14 protein-coding genes are annotated in these 15,478 nt (G+C 74.4%); 8 read left to right on the top strand and 6 right to left on the bottom strand.

Annotated elements, in window-relative coordinates:
- Positions 1–14: 14 nt before the first annotated feature.
- Both ABZ801_RS33045 and ABZ801_RS33050 read right to left on the bottom strand, forming a co-directional pair.
- Positions 15–443: a nuclear transport factor 2 family protein gene (locus ABZ801_RS33045; RefSeq protein ID WP_360705441.1), complete on the bottom strand. Its 429-nt coding sequence runs from the start codon at positions 441–443 to the stop codon at positions 15–17.
- Positions 444–623: 180 nt separating this feature from the next.
- Complete coding sequence (locus tag ABZ801_RS33050) at positions 624–2,690, bottom strand: intein-containing Rv2578c family radical SAM protein (RefSeq protein ID WP_360705444.1); 2,067 nt, start codon at positions 2,688–2,690, stop codon at positions 624–626.
- 215 nt (positions 2,691–2,905) lie between these two features.
- Here ABZ801_RS33050 and ABZ801_RS33055 point away from each other — a divergent pair, with 215 nt between their 5' ends.
- The 3 genes from ABZ801_RS33055 (at position 2,906) to ABZ801_RS33065 (ending at position 5,777) form a co-directional block, all read left to right on the top strand.
- Positions 2,906–4,552 (top strand): family 10 glycosylhydrolase, encoded by a 1,647-nt coding sequence (locus tag ABZ801_RS33055; protein WP_360705447.1) that lies wholly within the window; start codon positions 2,906–2,908, stop codon positions 4,550–4,552.
- A gap of 56 nt (positions 4,553–4,608) precedes the next feature.
- The gene (locus ABZ801_RS33060) at positions 4,609–4,824 is read left to right on the top strand and encodes a DUF3040 domain-containing protein (protein WP_344946211.1); all 216 of its coding nucleotides are present in this window, start codon (positions 4,609–4,611) and stop codon (positions 4,822–4,824) included.
- A gap of 488 nt (positions 4,825–5,312) precedes the next feature.
- A complete protein-coding gene (locus ABZ801_RS33065; protein ID WP_360705450.1) occupies positions 5,313–5,777 on the top strand; it encodes an ATP-binding protein in 465 nt (154 codons plus the stop codon).
- Between the two features lie 75 nt (positions 5,778–5,852).
- Here ABZ801_RS33065 and ABZ801_RS33070 read toward each other — a convergent pair whose 3' ends face one another.
- Positions 5,853–6,962 (bottom strand): WYL domain-containing protein, encoded by a 1,110-nt coding sequence (locus tag ABZ801_RS33070; RefSeq protein WP_360705453.1) that lies wholly within the window; start codon positions 6,960–6,962, stop codon positions 5,853–5,855.
- Positions 6,963–7,121: 159 nt separating this feature from the next.
- On the opposite strand from ABZ801_RS33070, the gene ABZ801_RS33075 reads away from it, so the two are divergent.
- The 3 genes from ABZ801_RS33075 to ABZ801_RS33085 all read left to right on the top strand — a co-directional run bounded on the left by ABZ801_RS33075 (position 7,122) and on the right by ABZ801_RS33085 (position 8,649).
- The gene (locus tag ABZ801_RS33075; RefSeq protein ID WP_360705456.1) at positions 7,122–7,496 is read left to right on the top strand and encodes a metalloregulator ArsR/SmtB family transcription factor; all 375 of its coding nucleotides are present in this window, start codon (positions 7,122–7,124) and stop codon (positions 7,494–7,496) included.
- A complete protein-coding gene (locus ABZ801_RS33080; RefSeq protein ID WP_360705459.1) occupies positions 7,493–7,990 on the top strand; it encodes an SRPBCC domain-containing protein in 498 nt (165 codons plus the stop codon). The genes ABZ801_RS33075 and ABZ801_RS33080 overlap by 4 nt, the downstream gene beginning before the upstream one ends.
- Before the next feature lie 95 nt (positions 7,991–8,085).
- Positions 8,086–8,649: a dihydrofolate reductase family protein gene (locus ABZ801_RS33085; protein WP_360705462.1), complete on the top strand. Its 564-nt coding sequence runs from the start codon at positions 8,086–8,088 to the stop codon at positions 8,647–8,649.
- Positions 8,650–8,751: 102 nt separating this feature from the next.
- On the opposite strand, the gene ABZ801_RS33090 is transcribed toward ABZ801_RS33085, so the two are convergent.
- Entirely contained in the window at positions 8,752–11,499 is a 2,748-nt protein-coding gene (locus ABZ801_RS33090) for a hypothetical protein (protein WP_360705465.1), read from the bottom strand.
- A gap of 349 nt (positions 11,500–11,848) precedes the next feature.
- Between ABZ801_RS33090 and ABZ801_RS33095 the strand changes: the two genes are divergently transcribed.
- A complete protein-coding gene (locus ABZ801_RS33095; RefSeq protein ID WP_360705468.1) occupies positions 11,849–12,697 on the top strand; it encodes a DMT family transporter in 849 nt (282 codons plus the stop codon).
- A 22-nt stretch (positions 12,698–12,719) separates the two neighbouring features.
- On the opposite strand, the gene ABZ801_RS33100 is transcribed toward ABZ801_RS33095, so the two are convergent.
- Both ABZ801_RS33100 and ABZ801_RS33105 read right to left on the bottom strand, forming a co-directional pair.
- Positions 12,720–13,490 (bottom strand): ABC transporter permease, encoded by a 771-nt coding sequence (locus tag ABZ801_RS33100; protein ID WP_360705471.1) that lies wholly within the window; start codon positions 13,488–13,490, stop codon positions 12,720–12,722.
- 31 nt (positions 13,491–13,521) lie between these two features.
- Complete coding sequence (locus ABZ801_RS33105; RefSeq protein ID WP_360705474.1) at positions 13,522–14,538, bottom strand: ATP-binding cassette domain-containing protein; 1,017 nt, start codon at positions 14,536–14,538, stop codon at positions 13,522–13,524.
- Between the two features lie 101 nt (positions 14,539–14,639).
- On the opposite strand from ABZ801_RS33105, the gene ABZ801_RS33110 reads away from it, so the two are divergent.
- Positions 14,640–15,470 carry a TetR/AcrR family transcriptional regulator gene (locus tag ABZ801_RS33110; RefSeq protein ID WP_344946184.1) on the top strand — a complete coding sequence of 277 codons (831 nt, stop codon included), beginning with the start codon at positions 14,640–14,642 and terminating at the stop codon, positions 15,468–15,470.
- Positions 15,471–15,478 lie beyond the last annotated feature (8 nt).

Genomic DNA, 15,478 nt, shown 5'->3' on the forward strand with positions numbered 1-15,478 from the left:
GACAGCAGGCGTGGTCAGGGCTCCAGTCCCGCCAGGTCGAGGCGGGCGAGCCGGTCGGGGTCGGACAGAATGTCGATCGCGACGATCCTGTCGCCGGCGACGGTGAAACTCATGATCGAAATCAACCTGCCGTCGATGGTGTTGACCAGCCCCGCCGTGCCGTTGACCAGCGCGTGACGGGTCACCGACGCGGTCGCCATACGCCGGAAGGTGGCGGCCTGCCCCGCCACCGCCCGCGCGCCGCGCAGCGTCCGCACACCGCCCGGGAACGTCCCGCCGCTGTCGGCGCGCAGCACCACGTCGGGATCGAGAACAGCCAGCAGGCCGTCGAGGTCCCCGCCCCGCGCGGCCGCCAGGAACGCCTCCACCAGGCGCCGCTGCGCCACCGGGTCCGGGTCCGGCTCCCACGCCGTGCCCTGAACCCGCCAGAAGGCCCTCGCCAAGCCCGCCACCGACGTCGTCCCGCCCCTGCTGCGGCTCCTGGACCACCCGCCCGCCCAGCCGCTCACCGCGTTCCACCTGCACACCGAGATGAGCGTGGGCGACGGCCTGTTCTCACCCGCCGACGCCGCCCGCCTGGCCGATGTCACCGCGCGGCTGCTGGAACTCCACACGTCCTAGGCTCACAGCAGTGACAGCTGCTCCGGCTCGCCGGGCGACGGCTCGCCGGACGACGGCTTGCCGGAGGTCTGGGTTCCGGCCGGGGCCGAGCCGCGGTGCCCGGGGGAACGGCGGTCGATGCCGTACTTGGCCGCCAGCTCCCGCACCCGCTGCGAGATCCGCTGCTGGAACTCACGCGGCGCGTACGCGCCGCCCCGGTACAGCCGCGCGTACGGCGTCACCAGGTCGGGGTGGTGCTCGCGCAGCCACGCCAGGTACCACTCGCGCGCCCCCGGCCGCAGGTGCAGCGTGATCGCCGTCACCGACGTGGCGCCCGCCTCGGCGATCCGCCGCACCGCCTCCTCGAGCTGGGCGGGGGAGTCGCTCAGGTACGGCAGCACCGGCCCCATCACCACCCCGCAGCGCACGCCCGCGTCGTTGAGCGCCGCGCACACCTCGAGCCGCTTGTCCGGTGCGGGCGTGCCCGGCTCCACCAGCCGCCACAGCTCCCGGTCGACCGACCCCACCGACACCGCCGTGCTGACCTCGGTGCGCTGGGCCGCCTCCACCAGCAACGGCAGGTCACGCAGGATCAGCGACCCCTTGGTCAGGATGGAGAACGGGTTGGCCGCGTCCCGCAGCGCCTCCAGGATCGGCGGCATCAGCCGGTAGCGTCCCTCGGCGCGCTGGTAGCAGTCGACGTTGGTGCCCATCGCGATGTGCTCGCCGCGCCAGCGCGGCGCCGCAAGCTCCCGCCGCACCAGTTCGCCCGCGTTCACCTTCACCACGATCTTCGAGTCGAAGTCGGCGCCCGCGTCCAGGTCCAGGTACTCGTGCGAGCGGCGCGCGAAGCAGTTGTGCGACACCACCCCGTCGGCGATGAAGTCCCCGGTGCCGGTGGTGATGTCGTACAGCGGCGCCTCCAAGCCCAGCGGCTCGACCGACACCACCGCCAGCGACGCGTCGCTGGCCACCGCCGCGCCCTCGACCGGCCACTTGCGTGTGGCCGCCGGGGCGACCATGTGCAGGAACCGCAGCCGCTCCCGCACCCCGCCGGTGAGGCGGACACCGCGCGGCGCCGCCCCGGCGCAGGCGTCGGCGGTGAAGGTGAAGCCGAGCTCGGCCAGGGCGTCCTTCAGCCCGCCGAACATCTCGGTGCCGGCGACGGCGATCCGTGACACCGTGTGATCATCGTCGGCGCCGGTGTCGAACAGCCCGGCGAGCAGACCCGTGTGCCACGACCGCGACGGCGGTCGCGGCCATCGTGTCAGCCGCTCGACGGCGGCCACCGCCACGGCGCCGCGGACACCGATCCCCTCGGCGTGACGCTCCGCCGGCCCACGCGGAACCCGCTCGCGGGTGACAGGCCGGGCGCCGTCGCAGGCGACGCCGAAATGCTCCAGATACCGGCGCACCCTGGCGAGTACGTCGGCCTCGCCCGCGGGCGGGCGGACCCGGTGCGGGCCGATGTGCCCCAGGCCGCGCAGGACCGCGCACAGGTACCCGCGGCGGTAGTCGTCGTCGACCTTCGGCGGCGTGGCGAAACGCCCGGTGCCGACCAGGCCGTCGCCCGGTGCCAGGTGCGGACGCCGCCGGGCCCCGGGCTCCCCGCCGGTGACGTGCCTCCAGCCGCGGCCGGTCAGAAACCGGTGGTCGCCGCTGGTGACGAGCCGGGTGCCGTCCCGCAGCGTGACCCGGTGGGCGGGCTTGACCGTCTGCCAGTGGTCGAGGACCTCCGTCACCACGTAACGGCGGTGGCGTCCCTCGCGGCGCGTGCCGTAGACGCGGTCACCGACGCGCACCTCCCGAAGAGGCTTGGTGCGGCCGTCGGCCATGAGGATCGGGGTGTCGCCGCCGCAGCAGTAGACGCACGCGTGCGAGCATCCGCGGTAGGGGTTGATGGTCCACTGGAACGGCATGCGGGACGCGGGCGGAACACGGTTGATGATCGAACGGGCCTGCACCTCGTAGAAGGTCATGCCGCGGAAACCGGGCGTGTCGAACGTGCGGGCGATCGCGCGCCGTTCGATCAGCGGTGCCACCGGGCCGGGCTCCGCACCGTCGTCGAGCCGCAGGTTGTCCCAGCGCATCGGCCCCACCCCCGTTCCATCGAACGTTTGGACGATAGAACGGACGTTCGAAGATCGCAACCCTGCGTGACCGCCCGCGGACGACGCCCGCACCGAACGGTCGGCGCTCGAAGGACGACCCGAGGACGATCGGGGCCGATCGGGACGTCCGGGCATCACACGCGCATTCGCGTTTGGCGTCGAGCACGGCAACGGGTGCGTAACAATGGCTCGTCATGGTCTGGACGAACAAGGGGACGCCGGGTGCGCTCGCGCGGGCGCTGACCGCGGGCGCGCTGGCCACGGGAACGCTGACCGCGTCGGCCGGCTGCGTGCCGGTGCTGGGCGGCGCCGACGAACGCAGGGCGGGCGACAGGGCACCGGGCGCCGCGGGCACGCGCGCCGAATGCCCCGACGTGCCGCCGCCCGACGGGTCCAAGGGACGCCAGCTGCGCGGCATGTGGATCGCCACCGTCGGCAACATCGACTGGCCCAGGGACGGCCGCCGCGCCGCCGACCAGCAGAAGGCCGACTTCCGCCGGCTGCTGGACAACGCGCGCGCGATGAACCTCAACGCGGTGTTCGTGCAGATCCGCCCCAACTCCGACGCCTTCTACGACTCCCCGTACGAGCCGTGGTCGCAGTGGATCACCGGCACGCCCGGCAAGGACCCCGGCTACGACGTGCTGAAGTTCATGCTGGACGAGGCGCACGCCCGCGGCCTGGAGTTCCACGCCTGGTTCAACCCCTACCGGGTGAGCCGCCAGAGCGACCTGAAGAAGCTCGCGCCCGACAGCCCCGCCCGCCGCAACCCCGGCTGGGTGCGCAAGTACGGCAAGGGCCTGTGGTACGACCCGGGCCTGCCCGAGGTGCGGGACCTGGTCGTCAAGGCCGTGATGGACGTGGTCCGCAAGTACGACATCGACGCGGTCCACTTCGACGACTACTTCTACCCCTACCCCGAGGCCGGCGCGGGGGAGTTCCCCGACCAGGCCACCTACAAGACCTACGGCAAGGGGATGGGCAAGGACGACTGGCGCCGCCACAACGTCGACACCCTCGTCAGGACCGTGTCCGAACGCGTCCACCAGGCCAAGCCGTGGGTGCGTTTCGGCATCAGCCCGTTCGGCGTGTGGCGCAACGACACCAGCGACCCCGACGGGTCGCCCACGCGCGCGCTGCAGAGCTACGACGACATCCACGCCGACACCCGCAAATGGATCCGCGAAGGGTGGGTCGACTACGTCACGCCCCAGCTGTACTGGACGATCGGTGACGCGCGCGCCGACTACGCCAAGCTGGTGGAGTGGTGGGCCCGCCAGGTGCGGGGCACCAAGGTGCAGCTGACGATCGGGCAGGCCGCCTACCGCGTCGGGGAGGACGCGGCCTGGCGCAAGCCCGAGGAGCTGTCGCGGCACCTGAAGCTCAACGCCCGCTACCCGCAGGTGCGCGGCGACGTGTTCTTCAGCGCCTCGGACCTGGCGGAGAACCGGCACGGGTTCGCCGCCCGCCTGCGCAAGGACCACTACGGGACTCCCGCGCTGCCGCCCGTGGCGCCCGCGGCCGATGACAAGAGCAAGGCGGGGGACGGGCCCGCGCCCGCCCACGGTGTGCGGGCCGAGGGCGCCGACGGGGGTGTGCGCGTCACGTGGGGCGCCTCCGAGGACGCGGTGGGCTACGCGGTGTACCGGGTGGACGGCGAGCGTCCCGCGTGCGCCCCCGTCACGGCGGGGACGTTGCTGACGGCGGTGCGCGGCGGCGGCATCTTCGACCCGACCGCCAAGGCCGGCCGCACCTACACCTACTACGTCACGGCCCTGGACCGGATGCAGCGTGAGAGCGCTCCCGCACGGGGCGCGACGGTTACCGCCCGACGGGGATAATGATCTTGCTGCCGGGGCAAGAACAAGGCACTTCAACCCGCCCCCGGAGGTATGGCATGGCGCTGTCGATGGAGGAGCAGCGGATCCTCGCCGAGATCGAGACCCGCCTCAGCGAGGACGACCCGCGGCTGGCCCATCGTCTGTCGAAAGCGGGCGCGAAGGTGGGCCGGGCGCGGCGGCGCCGCCGGATCCGCCTGATCGCGGCCGTGGCGGTCGCGGTGTTCGCGGTGCTGACGGCGGTGGCCGCGGCGGTGCTCACCGCGATCTCGTAGCAGGACGGGTGATGCGGCGGGTTCCGCTCGTCACACCCGCCCTGCTATGAGAGGCCCCGGCGGGCGCATCGCCCGCCGGGGCCCTGACGTTCAGGCCGGTGTGGTGGTCGCCTCGCGGCGAAAGGCACAACGAAGCTCCTGCCCGAGCCGTACGGCCCGGCGGTATTCCTCGAAGGCAAAGGGTAGAGCCCGGGGGACACATGCCACACCGACACCCACCACGATAACGGCATCGGGGGAGTGCTCATTCCCATCGGGGTGCGCCACGGCCACCTGACCCGGCAGTGAGGGTTGTGTGAGGCGCGTGCACCCGCCCGGTCCGGGCGGCGTCCCACCTTGTGCACGGCCGGGGTGCGAACGTCCCTGACCGCCGCCGACACGGGGTGCTCGCGGCACGGCCAGATCCGTCCATCGCACGAGTCGTACGGCGGGCGGAACGGGAACGACCTGGAGTGACGCGGGAACCGCCACAGGTGAGGAGTCCGGCAGTGGCCGCCAACACCGACATGGAGACCGACGGACCGGCACGCAGGGCGGCGCGGGCCGCGACCTGGGAGCTGGCCCCCGAGACCCCCGCCGCCGCCCACGCCCGCGCCCTCACCGCACGCGCGCTGCGCTCCTGGCGGGTGACCGACGCCACCGACGTCGACGACGTCGTCCTCATGATCGACGAGCTGGTCGCCAACGCCGTCGTGCACGGCGCCCCGCCCGTCCGCCTGCGGCTGCGGCTGGACGGCACGTGCCTGGTCGCCGAGGTCACCGACGCCGACCCGGCGGCGCCGGCCCGCCCGTGCGGCCAGGCGCCGCGCTGGTCGGAGGAGGGCCGCGGGCTGCTGCTGGTCGCCGCGCTGGCCACCGCGTTCGGCTGCCGTCCCGACCCGCCCGGGAAGGTCGTGTGGTTCACTCGCGTCCTGCGCGGCGTCAACGGGCACCGCCCCGCGTCCGCTCTCTGAGGGCTGGGAGAACGGCGCGCAAAGGCCCTGAGACGGCCGGCGGGCCTACCGGGGGCGGCGGGCCCGCGCGAGCCGTCAGGCCTGCAGGGGGCAGCGGTCGACGGCCCATAGCTCGTCGTCCTCGTCCAGGTCGACGGGGCGTTCGGGGTGTTCGGCGAGACGGTCCAGGTGCCACTCGATGTGGGCCAGGGGGCCGCGCCACCCGGCGAGCACGTCGGCCAGCGGCCGCCGCGGGCCCGGCGGCCCGGACGGGCGAGGGTCGGCGACGGGACGCTCCCACAGCGCGTCGTCGCACCCGGCCGCCCAGTGTCCCAGGCCCGCCAGCACCTCCTGCAGGTCGCGGGCCAGCTCGCCCAGCGACCGCAGCGCCATCGCGTCCTGGATGACCCGTTCCCGCTCCTCGGCCGGCATCGCGCGGCCGAACCCCGGCGGCACGTCCCGCTCCGGCGGGGGCGCCCCGGTGGCCGCCGACCGGATCGCCGCCACCTGCCAGCGCGTCCATCGCGCCAGGTGCGCCAGCACCGTGCGCAGGGCCGCCGCGCCCGGCCCGCCGTCGCGCACCTCGGCGGTCGCCTCGCGCAGCCGCGCGCGCACGTACTCCAGCCGGTCCAGCGTCCAGGCGCGGGCGCGTCCGGCGCCGGTGGGGCCGTGCGGGCCGTCGTCGGCGGGCGGACGCGGCAGCGGCACCCGCAGCGCCGCCAGCAGTTCGTCCAGGTCGCGTGCGGCGGCGGCGCGGCCGGCCAGGTAGGCGGCGCCGATGCGGTCGACGCGGAACATCCGCGGCCCGTCGCGCATGCGGCACCAGCCCACCAGGTAGTCGGCGTGCGGGCCCACCACCAGGCCCTGCGGTTCGACGTCGCGGAAGCTGCGCGCACCGGACTGGTCGGTGTAGGCCAGGCGCACCACGCGGCCGGAGCGCACCGCTGCCGCCAGCGTGTCGCGCACCGGGCCGACCAGCGAGGCGACCTCGCTCATCGGCGGCGGCGCGGGCTCGGGCGCCAGGACATGGCCGCGGCCCCGCTCGGACCGCACCGGAAGGCCGCCGTGCGTCAGCAGCTCCAGGTCGCGGCGCACCGTGCGGGCGCTGACGCCCAGCCGCTCGGCCAGCTCGTCGACGGTCAGGGGGTCGGGGGCGGCGGCGCGCAGTTCGGCGATGAGGGCGAGCAGCCGGTCCACGCGATCCACGCCTCCATGGTCACCGACGCCGCCGACATTATTCCTACCCTTCGGGCGCGTTTCCCGGACCGTCGCGAACGCGCTGATGCGTCCGTGTCCGCCCGTGTCCGCGCGCGTTCCGGCGTCGATGTTGCCGGGACACCGACGACTCCGCTAACGTACAACCAAATGGTTGTAGATGGGTTGACCGACGAGGCCGTGGACGACCTGTTCCACGCGCTGGCCGACGCCACCCGCCGCGACATCGTGCGCCGCTGCGTGCGCGACGAGCTGTCGGTGTCGCGGCTGGCCGACGCCTATCCGATGAGCTTCGCCGCGGTGCAGAAGCACGTCGCGGTGCTGGAGCGGGCCGGTCTGGTCACCAAGCAACGCCGTGGAAGGGAGCAGCTCGTGCGCACCGACCTGGACGCCGTGCGCCGCGCGCGGCAGGCCCTCGACGAACTCGAGGCCACCTGGCGCGGACGCGTCGACCGCATGGCGCGGCTGCTCGCCGAGGATCCCGGCCCGGCGGCGGACACCACCACGCAAGGACGGAACACATGACCGTGACCCGCGTCGACAAGGACTACGACGCCCTGACCCTCACCGTGGTCGCCGACTTCGACGCGCCCGTCGAGCGGGTATGGCGGCTGTGGTCCGACCCGCGCCGGCTGGAGCGCTGGTGGGGAGGGCCGCCCGGCTTCACGACCGCCGTGGACGAGCACGACCTCACCCCCGGCGGCACGGTCACCTACCTCATGACCGGCCCCGACGGCCGCACGTCGCGCGGCTGGTGGCGGATCGACTCGGTCGAACCGCCGACGTCCCTGGAGTTCACCGACGGCTTCGCCGACGACGACGGAGTGCCCGTCCCCGACATCCCGACCACCCAGGTACGGGTGCGCCTCACCGAGCACGACGGCGGCACCCGCATGCACGTGCACTCGGTGTTCGACTCCCGCGAGCAGATGGACCAGCTGGTGCGCCTGGGCGCGACGGACATCTTCGCCCAGTCGATCGGCCGGATGGACGCCCTGCTCACCGAGTCACCCGACTGACGACCCGCGGCCCTCGCACACTCCGCCGCACCTTCCCGCACCCCGGCACGGACACACCACAACAGACACGCCAGAACACCGAAAGGAACCGCCTCGTGCGCACGGTCAAGCTGCAGCTCCAGATCAGCGTCGACGGCTACATGGCCGGCCCCAACGGAGAACTCGACTGGGTGACGGGCCCCTGGACCGACGACATCAACGCCTACGTCGAGAAGATCTGGGACCCGGTCGACTGCATCGTCCTGGGCCGCAGGCTCGCCGAAGGGTTCATCCCCGCCTGGGAGTCCGGCCCCGAGGGCGAGACCCAGGAGGGCATCGACAAGATGAACAACACGCCCAAGGTCGTCATCTCCAACAGCCTCACCGAGTCCCCCTGGAACAACGCCGTCGTCGCGGGCGGCGACGTCGCCGCGACCATCAACAAGCTCAATGCTGAATCCGGCGGCGACATTATGGTCTGCGGCGGCGGCACGCTCACCCGGGCGCTCATCGCCCAGGGGCTGATCGACGAGCTGCACCTGTTCGTCAACCCGGTCGCGCTCGGCTCCGGGATGCCCGTGTTCCCCGACGGCGACGGCTACCACCGGCTCCGCCTGGCCGGCTCGCGGACGTTCGACTGCGGCATCGCCGTGCTGCACCTGGAAACCGCGCGCGCCTGACCGCACGCCAGGCCGCGGCACACGCCCTCATGCGCCACATGTCGCGGCCTGACCGGCGGCCGGTGACGGCCGTCCCGGCGGACCGGGCCGCGGCCCGGTCCGTCAGCGCGACAGCTCCGCGGCCAGCCCCTCCACGTCGGCCGCGGTCAACGTCAGGGTGTCGGCGTTGTCGAGCGCCTGCGTGGCGTCGGCCCGGCCGAGATGACGGGTGACGGCGCGGTCCAGATAGGTCTCCACCAGCCGCGCCCCCGTCAGCCGCCCCCGGCCGCGCAGCCCGCCCAGGTCACGGTGCACGACCTCCCAGGCGTCCGGCCCCAGCCGCAGCCGCCGCTCCTCGGCCAGCAACGCCAGCAGGCCCGCGCGCACACGCGGCTCGTTCATGTCCGGCAGCCGCACCGCGCGCAGGTCGGCCATCAGCTCCGGCGCCGCCGCCGACAGCTCGGCCACCCGCGCCGGCTCGCACGTGGCCAGCAGCGTGGTGTCGCTGACGCCCTCCAGCCGCGCCTCGTACAGGTGCTCGGCGTAGGCGGCGCCCTGGGGATCGTCGAGGACGAGCGCGTCCAGGCCGTCCAGCAGCAGCGTGTGCCCGGCGTGCTCGTCCAGCACACCGCGCAGCCCCGCCGGACCGCGGCCGCGGACCTCCTCGGCGTGCACGCCGTGCACCTCTCCGCTGGACACCCGCACGTCGGCGAGCGCACGCGACACCATGCGCCCCAGCCGCCGCTGCCCGCTGGACGGCGCGCCGATCAGCAGCAGCGCCGGCATGGACGCGGTGGACATCTCCTGACCGCGCAGCCGCTGCGCCCACTTGCCGCGGCGCCGCACCTCGGTCACGACGCGTTCGATGTCGTCGGCGCCGCACAGGAACCGGATGCCGTACGCCTCGGCGATCTGCGGACCGGCCTCGAGCGACGGCGCGGGAGGCACCGGCGGCGGCGGATCCGACACCGGCGCGGGCGGGGGAGGCAGCGGATCACGCGAGGTGGCCTCCGGGTCGACCTGCGTGGCGAACGGCCCCGGATCCAGATGCGTGGCCTCCACCTCGGCTCCGCCCACGCCCTGCTGCACACCCCCCGCGACGGCGCCCGGCGCGGCCCCGGGCGCGGCGCTCGGGCCGGCGCCCGGCCACACCGGCGCGGTCGGCGGCGCAGGCGGCACCGGAGACGACGGCGGCGGCACCGGAGACGACGGGGAAGACGGAGACGACGGGGGCACGGGCGCCGGCGCGGGCGGCATCCCCAGCGGCGGTTCGGGCTGCGCCGAGGCCGGCGCGCTCGACCCACCTGGGCCACCCGGCGCACCGGGCGCGCCCGACGAACGCGGCGGTTCCGGGGGCGGCGGTTGGGGCGCGGGAGCGGGCGGCGGCTCGGGGGGAGGCGGGGCGACGGGCTGGTCGGCCGACTCCCCGGCGGCCTGCCGCTCGGCGGCCAGGTGCGCACGCGCCGCCTTGATGATGTCCCAGGCGCTCAGCTCGTCGGTGGACGGCGGGGAGTGCAGCGCCGGGCTGGTCAGCTCGGCCGCCACCGCCTGCGGCACCGCGAACCCCGTGGCCGGGGGCGGCACCTGCGCCAGACGGCACCAGGTCAGCCCGATGGTGTAGGTGGTGGCCAGCAGCCACGACAGCGCGTCGGCGTCGGTGCTGCGCAACGCCTCGGGCAGGCGGCCGTCGCGCGGCCACAGCTGCCGCAACGGGTTGGCCGGGTCGGTCAGCACCGCGTGCAGCGTGCGGGCGCTGTCGGGATCCAGCCAGCGGTGCAGCGCGGGCACCGCGTTGGGCGCGGCCTGCAGGTCGGCGGCCAGCAACGCGATCCCGGCGCGGCGCACGTCGTCATGCGGACGGCCCCCCGTCGACACCGGCGCGCGCGCCCCCGTCAGCGCCGCCACCACCTGCTGCAGGTCGTACAACGCCAGCCGCAGGTATTCGCCGGGCGCGGCGTCGCGCACCATGGGCGTGGCGAACTCGGCGGGGCAGCGGCGCCGCCACTCCTGCAGCATCGCCGCGGGACCGTACCGGGCCGTGGCCATGTCCTGCTGCACCAGCCGCAGCGACGCGGCCGTCACCGCCGCCAGCGCGTCGGCGCCGGGACGGAACCGCGCGTCGGCCTGCAACCCCGCCGCCACCTCGTACATGACCCGCGCGATGTGCGCGGCCCCGGCGCCGTCGCCGGCCTGCAGCCGGTTGATGTAGTACCCGGCCAGGGTGCCGAAGTCGGGCGGCATCATCCAGTGCAGCCGTTCGGCGGGCGTGGTCAGGAACGGGATGAACGACTCGATCAGCGGGTTCTCCGTCAGCACCACCGGAGCGCCCGCGCACCACAGAAGCGCGCTCCAGGCCGCCACCACGGTGCTGGGGGTGCCGGGCTGGAACATGGGGTCCTGCTGGGCGAACTGCGCGGGGTTGACCGCCCACGCCGTGGTCAGCGCCTGCTGGATGCGCGCGACCACCGCCGTCTCCGGCGGCGCCCCGAGGAAACCGAGCGAGGCGACGCGTCCGGCGGTCAGGTCGGGGCCGGTGGGGAACAGCTGCGGCGGCACCGGAGGAGTGCCCGCGCCGCGCGGCGCCGGCTGGGCGACGCGTCGTTCCGCCGGGTCGGTGGGGGGAGGGCACGGGTGCCAGACGCCGTCCAGGCCGCAGCGGTACCAGCGCCCCCACGCGCCGAACAGCCACCACTCGCCCGAGCCCCACAGCATCCGCGCCACGACCTGCTCGGCGCGCTGCTGCGGCGGGGCGGTGCGCCACCAGGGCGAGGCGACCAGCTCCCGTACGTTGGCCTCCACCGCGGTGAAGAGGTCGCCGGCCGTTCCGCCCCCAGTTCCGCCGAGTCCCGCCCCGGCCGCGTGCCAGTTCACCCCGCGAATAGTAGTCCTCCCCGATGACGCGCCCGACGGTTCCGGCGAACGCCACCCGGCCGGTACGAGCCGGAACGAGTCCGGACATCGACGCTGTAAGGAGCGTTATGGCAGGATGCTCATGTACTTCGCGTGAGGGGAGGGACCATGCGGGACGCCGCGCGCACGCGCACCGTGGGGCTGTCGCTGGCGGTGCTGTCGTCGGTGTGCTTCGGCGCGTCCGGGCCGTTCGGCAAGGCCCTCATCCACGCCGGGCTCACCCCCTGGCAGGCGGTGTGGCTGCGCATCGCCGGAGCGACCCTGGTGCTGGTGCCGCTGGCCCTGCTGCTGCGCGGCCGCGGCGCGCTCGGTGCGGCCCCACCTGCCGTACGTGGTCGGGTACGGCCTGACCGGGGTGGCCGGCGCGCAGGCGTTCTACTTCGTGGCCGCCTCGCGGCTGCCCGTCGGCGTGGCCATCCTGCTGGAGTTCTGCGGCCCCATCCTGGTGCTGGGCTGGACCCGGCTGGTGCGGCGCGCGCCGGTGCACCGCTCGGCCGTCGCCGGCGTCGCCGTCGCCATGGTCGGCCTGACCATGGTGGTGCAGGTGTGGACCGGCCTGCGGCTGGACGCCCTGGGACTGGCCGCCGGCCTGGGCGCCGCCGCCTGCCAGGCCGGGTACTTCCTGCTCGTCGACCGCCTCACCGGCCAGGTCGACCCGCTGGTGATGACCACGGCGGGCACGATGGTCGCCGCGGCCGTGCTGGTCGTGCCCGCCGCGCCCTGGGCGCTGCCCTGGGACGTGCTGCCCGCCACCGTGCCCGTCGGCGACCACGCCGCCCCCGGCTGGCTGCTGGCCGCCTGGATCATCGTCGTCAGCACCGTGCTGGCCTACCTGACCGGCGTGGCCGGGGTGCAGCGGCTGTCGGCGCAGGTCGCCGGCGCCATCTGCTACACCGAGGCGGTGGCCGCCACCCTCCTGGCCTGGGCCGCGCTGGGCGAACGGCTCGCGCCGGTGCAGCTGGCGGGCGGCGCGATCGTGCTGGCCGGCGCGTTCCTCGCCCAGCGCGCCACCGCCGACACCGCTGTGCCCGCCGACCCCGCGTCCGCCATCGGCGGCCCCGTCACCGCCGGAGCCCCCGTTACCGCAGGCGGTCCCGGCCCTGCGGGGGGCCCCGAAGACCCGGGGGACGCGGCCACCGCGCACGCCCTCAGCCGCTGAACCTGCCGGGCCGGGCCCCGCGTCAGGCGTTCTCGCGCAGGAACCGCCGGGTGCCCAACGTCACCGACACCATCACCAGCACGGTGGTCACCGCCGCGCCCTCGGCGACGGTCGCCGAGGCGTAGTCACCGACGAACGCGGCGCGCACCGCGTCCACCACGTACCGGAACGGCGTGAAGTGCGACGCCACGTCCAGCCACCCCGGCGCCATGCTCATCGGCAGCAGCATCCCCGACAGCAGCATCAGCGGCAGCACCACCGCCCCCAGCAGCGGCGCGAACCCGTCCTCCTGCCGCGTCACCAGCGCCAGCACGTACGACAGCGAGGCGATGCCGACCGCCAGCAGCACCACCAGCGTCACGCCGATCGCCAGCCCGGCCACCGGCGCGCGCAGCCCCAGCGCCACCCCGGCCGCCAGCAGCAGCACCGCCTGCACGGCCAGGATCGTGGTGTCGCGCAGCACCAGGCCCAGCAGCAGCGCCACCCGGCTGACCGGCGTGACGCGCAGCCGGTCCACCACGCCCGCGCGCAGGTCGGCGATCAGGCCGAACCCCACATAGCCCGCGCTGAACAGCGCCAGCTGCACCAGCACGCCCGGCACGAACACCTGCCAGGCGTCGTGGTCGCCGAACCCGCGCACGCCGCTGAGCCGTGTCAGCAGCGGCCCGAACAGCAGCAGGTACAGCAGCGGCTGCAGCACACCGAACACCACCGCCACCCTGGCGCGCAGCGTCGCACGCAGATGACGCATGTACAGCAGGCGCGTGTCACGCACGGTACGTCGCAGATCCACGGGAACTCCTCCTCGTCGGTGTCATGGAAATTCAGGCGGCGGCTTCGCGCAGCGACCGGCCGGTGATGGTGAGGAACACGTCGTCGAGGGTGGGACGCGCCATCCGCAGCGCCGTCATCTCCACCCCCGCCGCGTCCAGTGCCCGCACCACCTGCGGCAGCGCGCGGTCGCCCTGGTCGACGGTCAGCCGCACCGACGATCCCGTCACCACCGCCTCGCGCACCTGCGGCAGGCCCGCCAGCGCGGCGCGCGCACGAGCGGCCCCGCCGGTCTCCCCGTCGGCCCCTCCGCCGGTCTCACCGGCGGTGTCCGCGTCGGGCCCGCCGCCGGTCCGCGCGTCGGCCAGTTCGAGGATCACCACGTCGCCGGAGACGCGGCGCTTGAGCTCGTCCGGCGTGCCCTCGGCCACGATCCGGCCGTGGTCGATGATGAGGATCCGGTCGCACAGCGCGTCGGCCTCGTCCAGGTAGTGCGTGGTCAGGAAGACCGTGGTGCCGTCCTCGTCGCGCATGCGGCGGATGTGCTCCCACAGGTTGCCGCGGCTGTGCGGGTCCAGGCCGGTGGTCGGCTCGTCCAGGAACACCAGGGGCGGACGGTGCACCAGCCCCAGCGCGATGTCCAGCCGGCGGCGCTGCCCGCCCGACAGCGCCTGCGCCGGACGATCCAGCAGCCCCTCCAGCTCCAGCCGCGCGCACAGCTTAGCGATCCGTTCGGCGCGGTCGCCCACGCCGTACAGGCGGGCCTGCAGGTCCAGCTCCTCGCCGATCGGAACGGCGGGACCGGCGCCGCCGCCCTGCGCCACGTATCCGATGCGGCGCCGCACGCCCGCCGCGTCGGTGCGCAGGTCGTGCCCGGCGACCGTGGCGGTGCCGGCCGTGGGCGCCAGCAGCGTGGTCAGCATCCGCAGCGTGGTGGTCTTGCCCGCGCCGTTGGGGCCCAGGAACCCGACGATCTCGCCGGGCGCCACGGACAGGTCGACGCCGCGCACCGCCTCCACGGTGCCGCGTCTGGTGGTGAAGGTGCGGGCCAGCCCGCTCGCCTCGATCACGTCTGCCTCCAGGATCGGATGGGGGAAACGTCGATAGAGTAACCACAAATTTGGAGTCGCACCAAGTTTTCAGTGACGCCATCGCGACTAGAATTCCTGGCATGGCGGACGATCGCGGGGCCGGGACGCCGGCCGGAACGGGGACCGGGACCCAGGCCGGATTCGAGGCCGGGTCCGGGGGAGGGGAGGCGCGCGACACCGAACGGCTCGGGTTGCGTGAACGCAAGAAGCGCGAGACCAGGCGGCGCATCGCCGACATCGCCACAGGGCTGTTCATGATGCGCGGCTTCGACAACGTCACCATCGCCGACGTGGCCCGCGCCGCCGACGTGTCGGTCAACACCGTCTTCAACTACTTCGGGACCAAGGAGGACCTGTTCTTCGACCGGCAGGAGGAGATCGTCGAGCAGGCGGCGCGCGCGTTCACCGAACGCGCTCCCGGCGAGTCGGCCGCCGCGGTGTTCCGCCGCCTGTTCATCGAAGGCCTGGACCAGAACGCCTACCAGACCGGGTTCCACGAGGGCTCGGAGACCTGGGCCCGGACCGTCCGCCAGAGCCCCGCCCTGGCCGCCAAGCAACTGGAGATCGCCCATCGCGCGCAGCGCCGGCTCGCCGCCGTTCTCGCCGACGAGACCGACGCCGACCCCGACGACATCACCGCCCGCGCCGCCGCCGCCATGATCTTCGCCGTGCAGCGGACGCTCGTCGAGCAGATCCTGCAGCGCAAGATGGCCGGCGAGTCGCTGGAAGAGATGCGCGAAGACGTCTACGCCGCCGCCGAACGCGCCTACGACCTGCTGGAACGCGGCATCGGCGGCTACGGCGCCAAACCCGCCGCCCCCGGCCGCGGCCTCCCGGGCGGCACCGCGCCGCCGGCCCTGCCGCACGGATCGTCCGAGACGTCCGCGCCGGAGCCCGACACCGAAAAATAGGTGTCGGG

The organism is Actinomadura sp. NPDC047616 (assembly GCF_040642915.1).
Lineage (GTDB): Bacteria > Actinomycetota > Actinomycetes > Streptosporangiales > Streptosporangiaceae > Spirillospora > Spirillospora miaoliensis.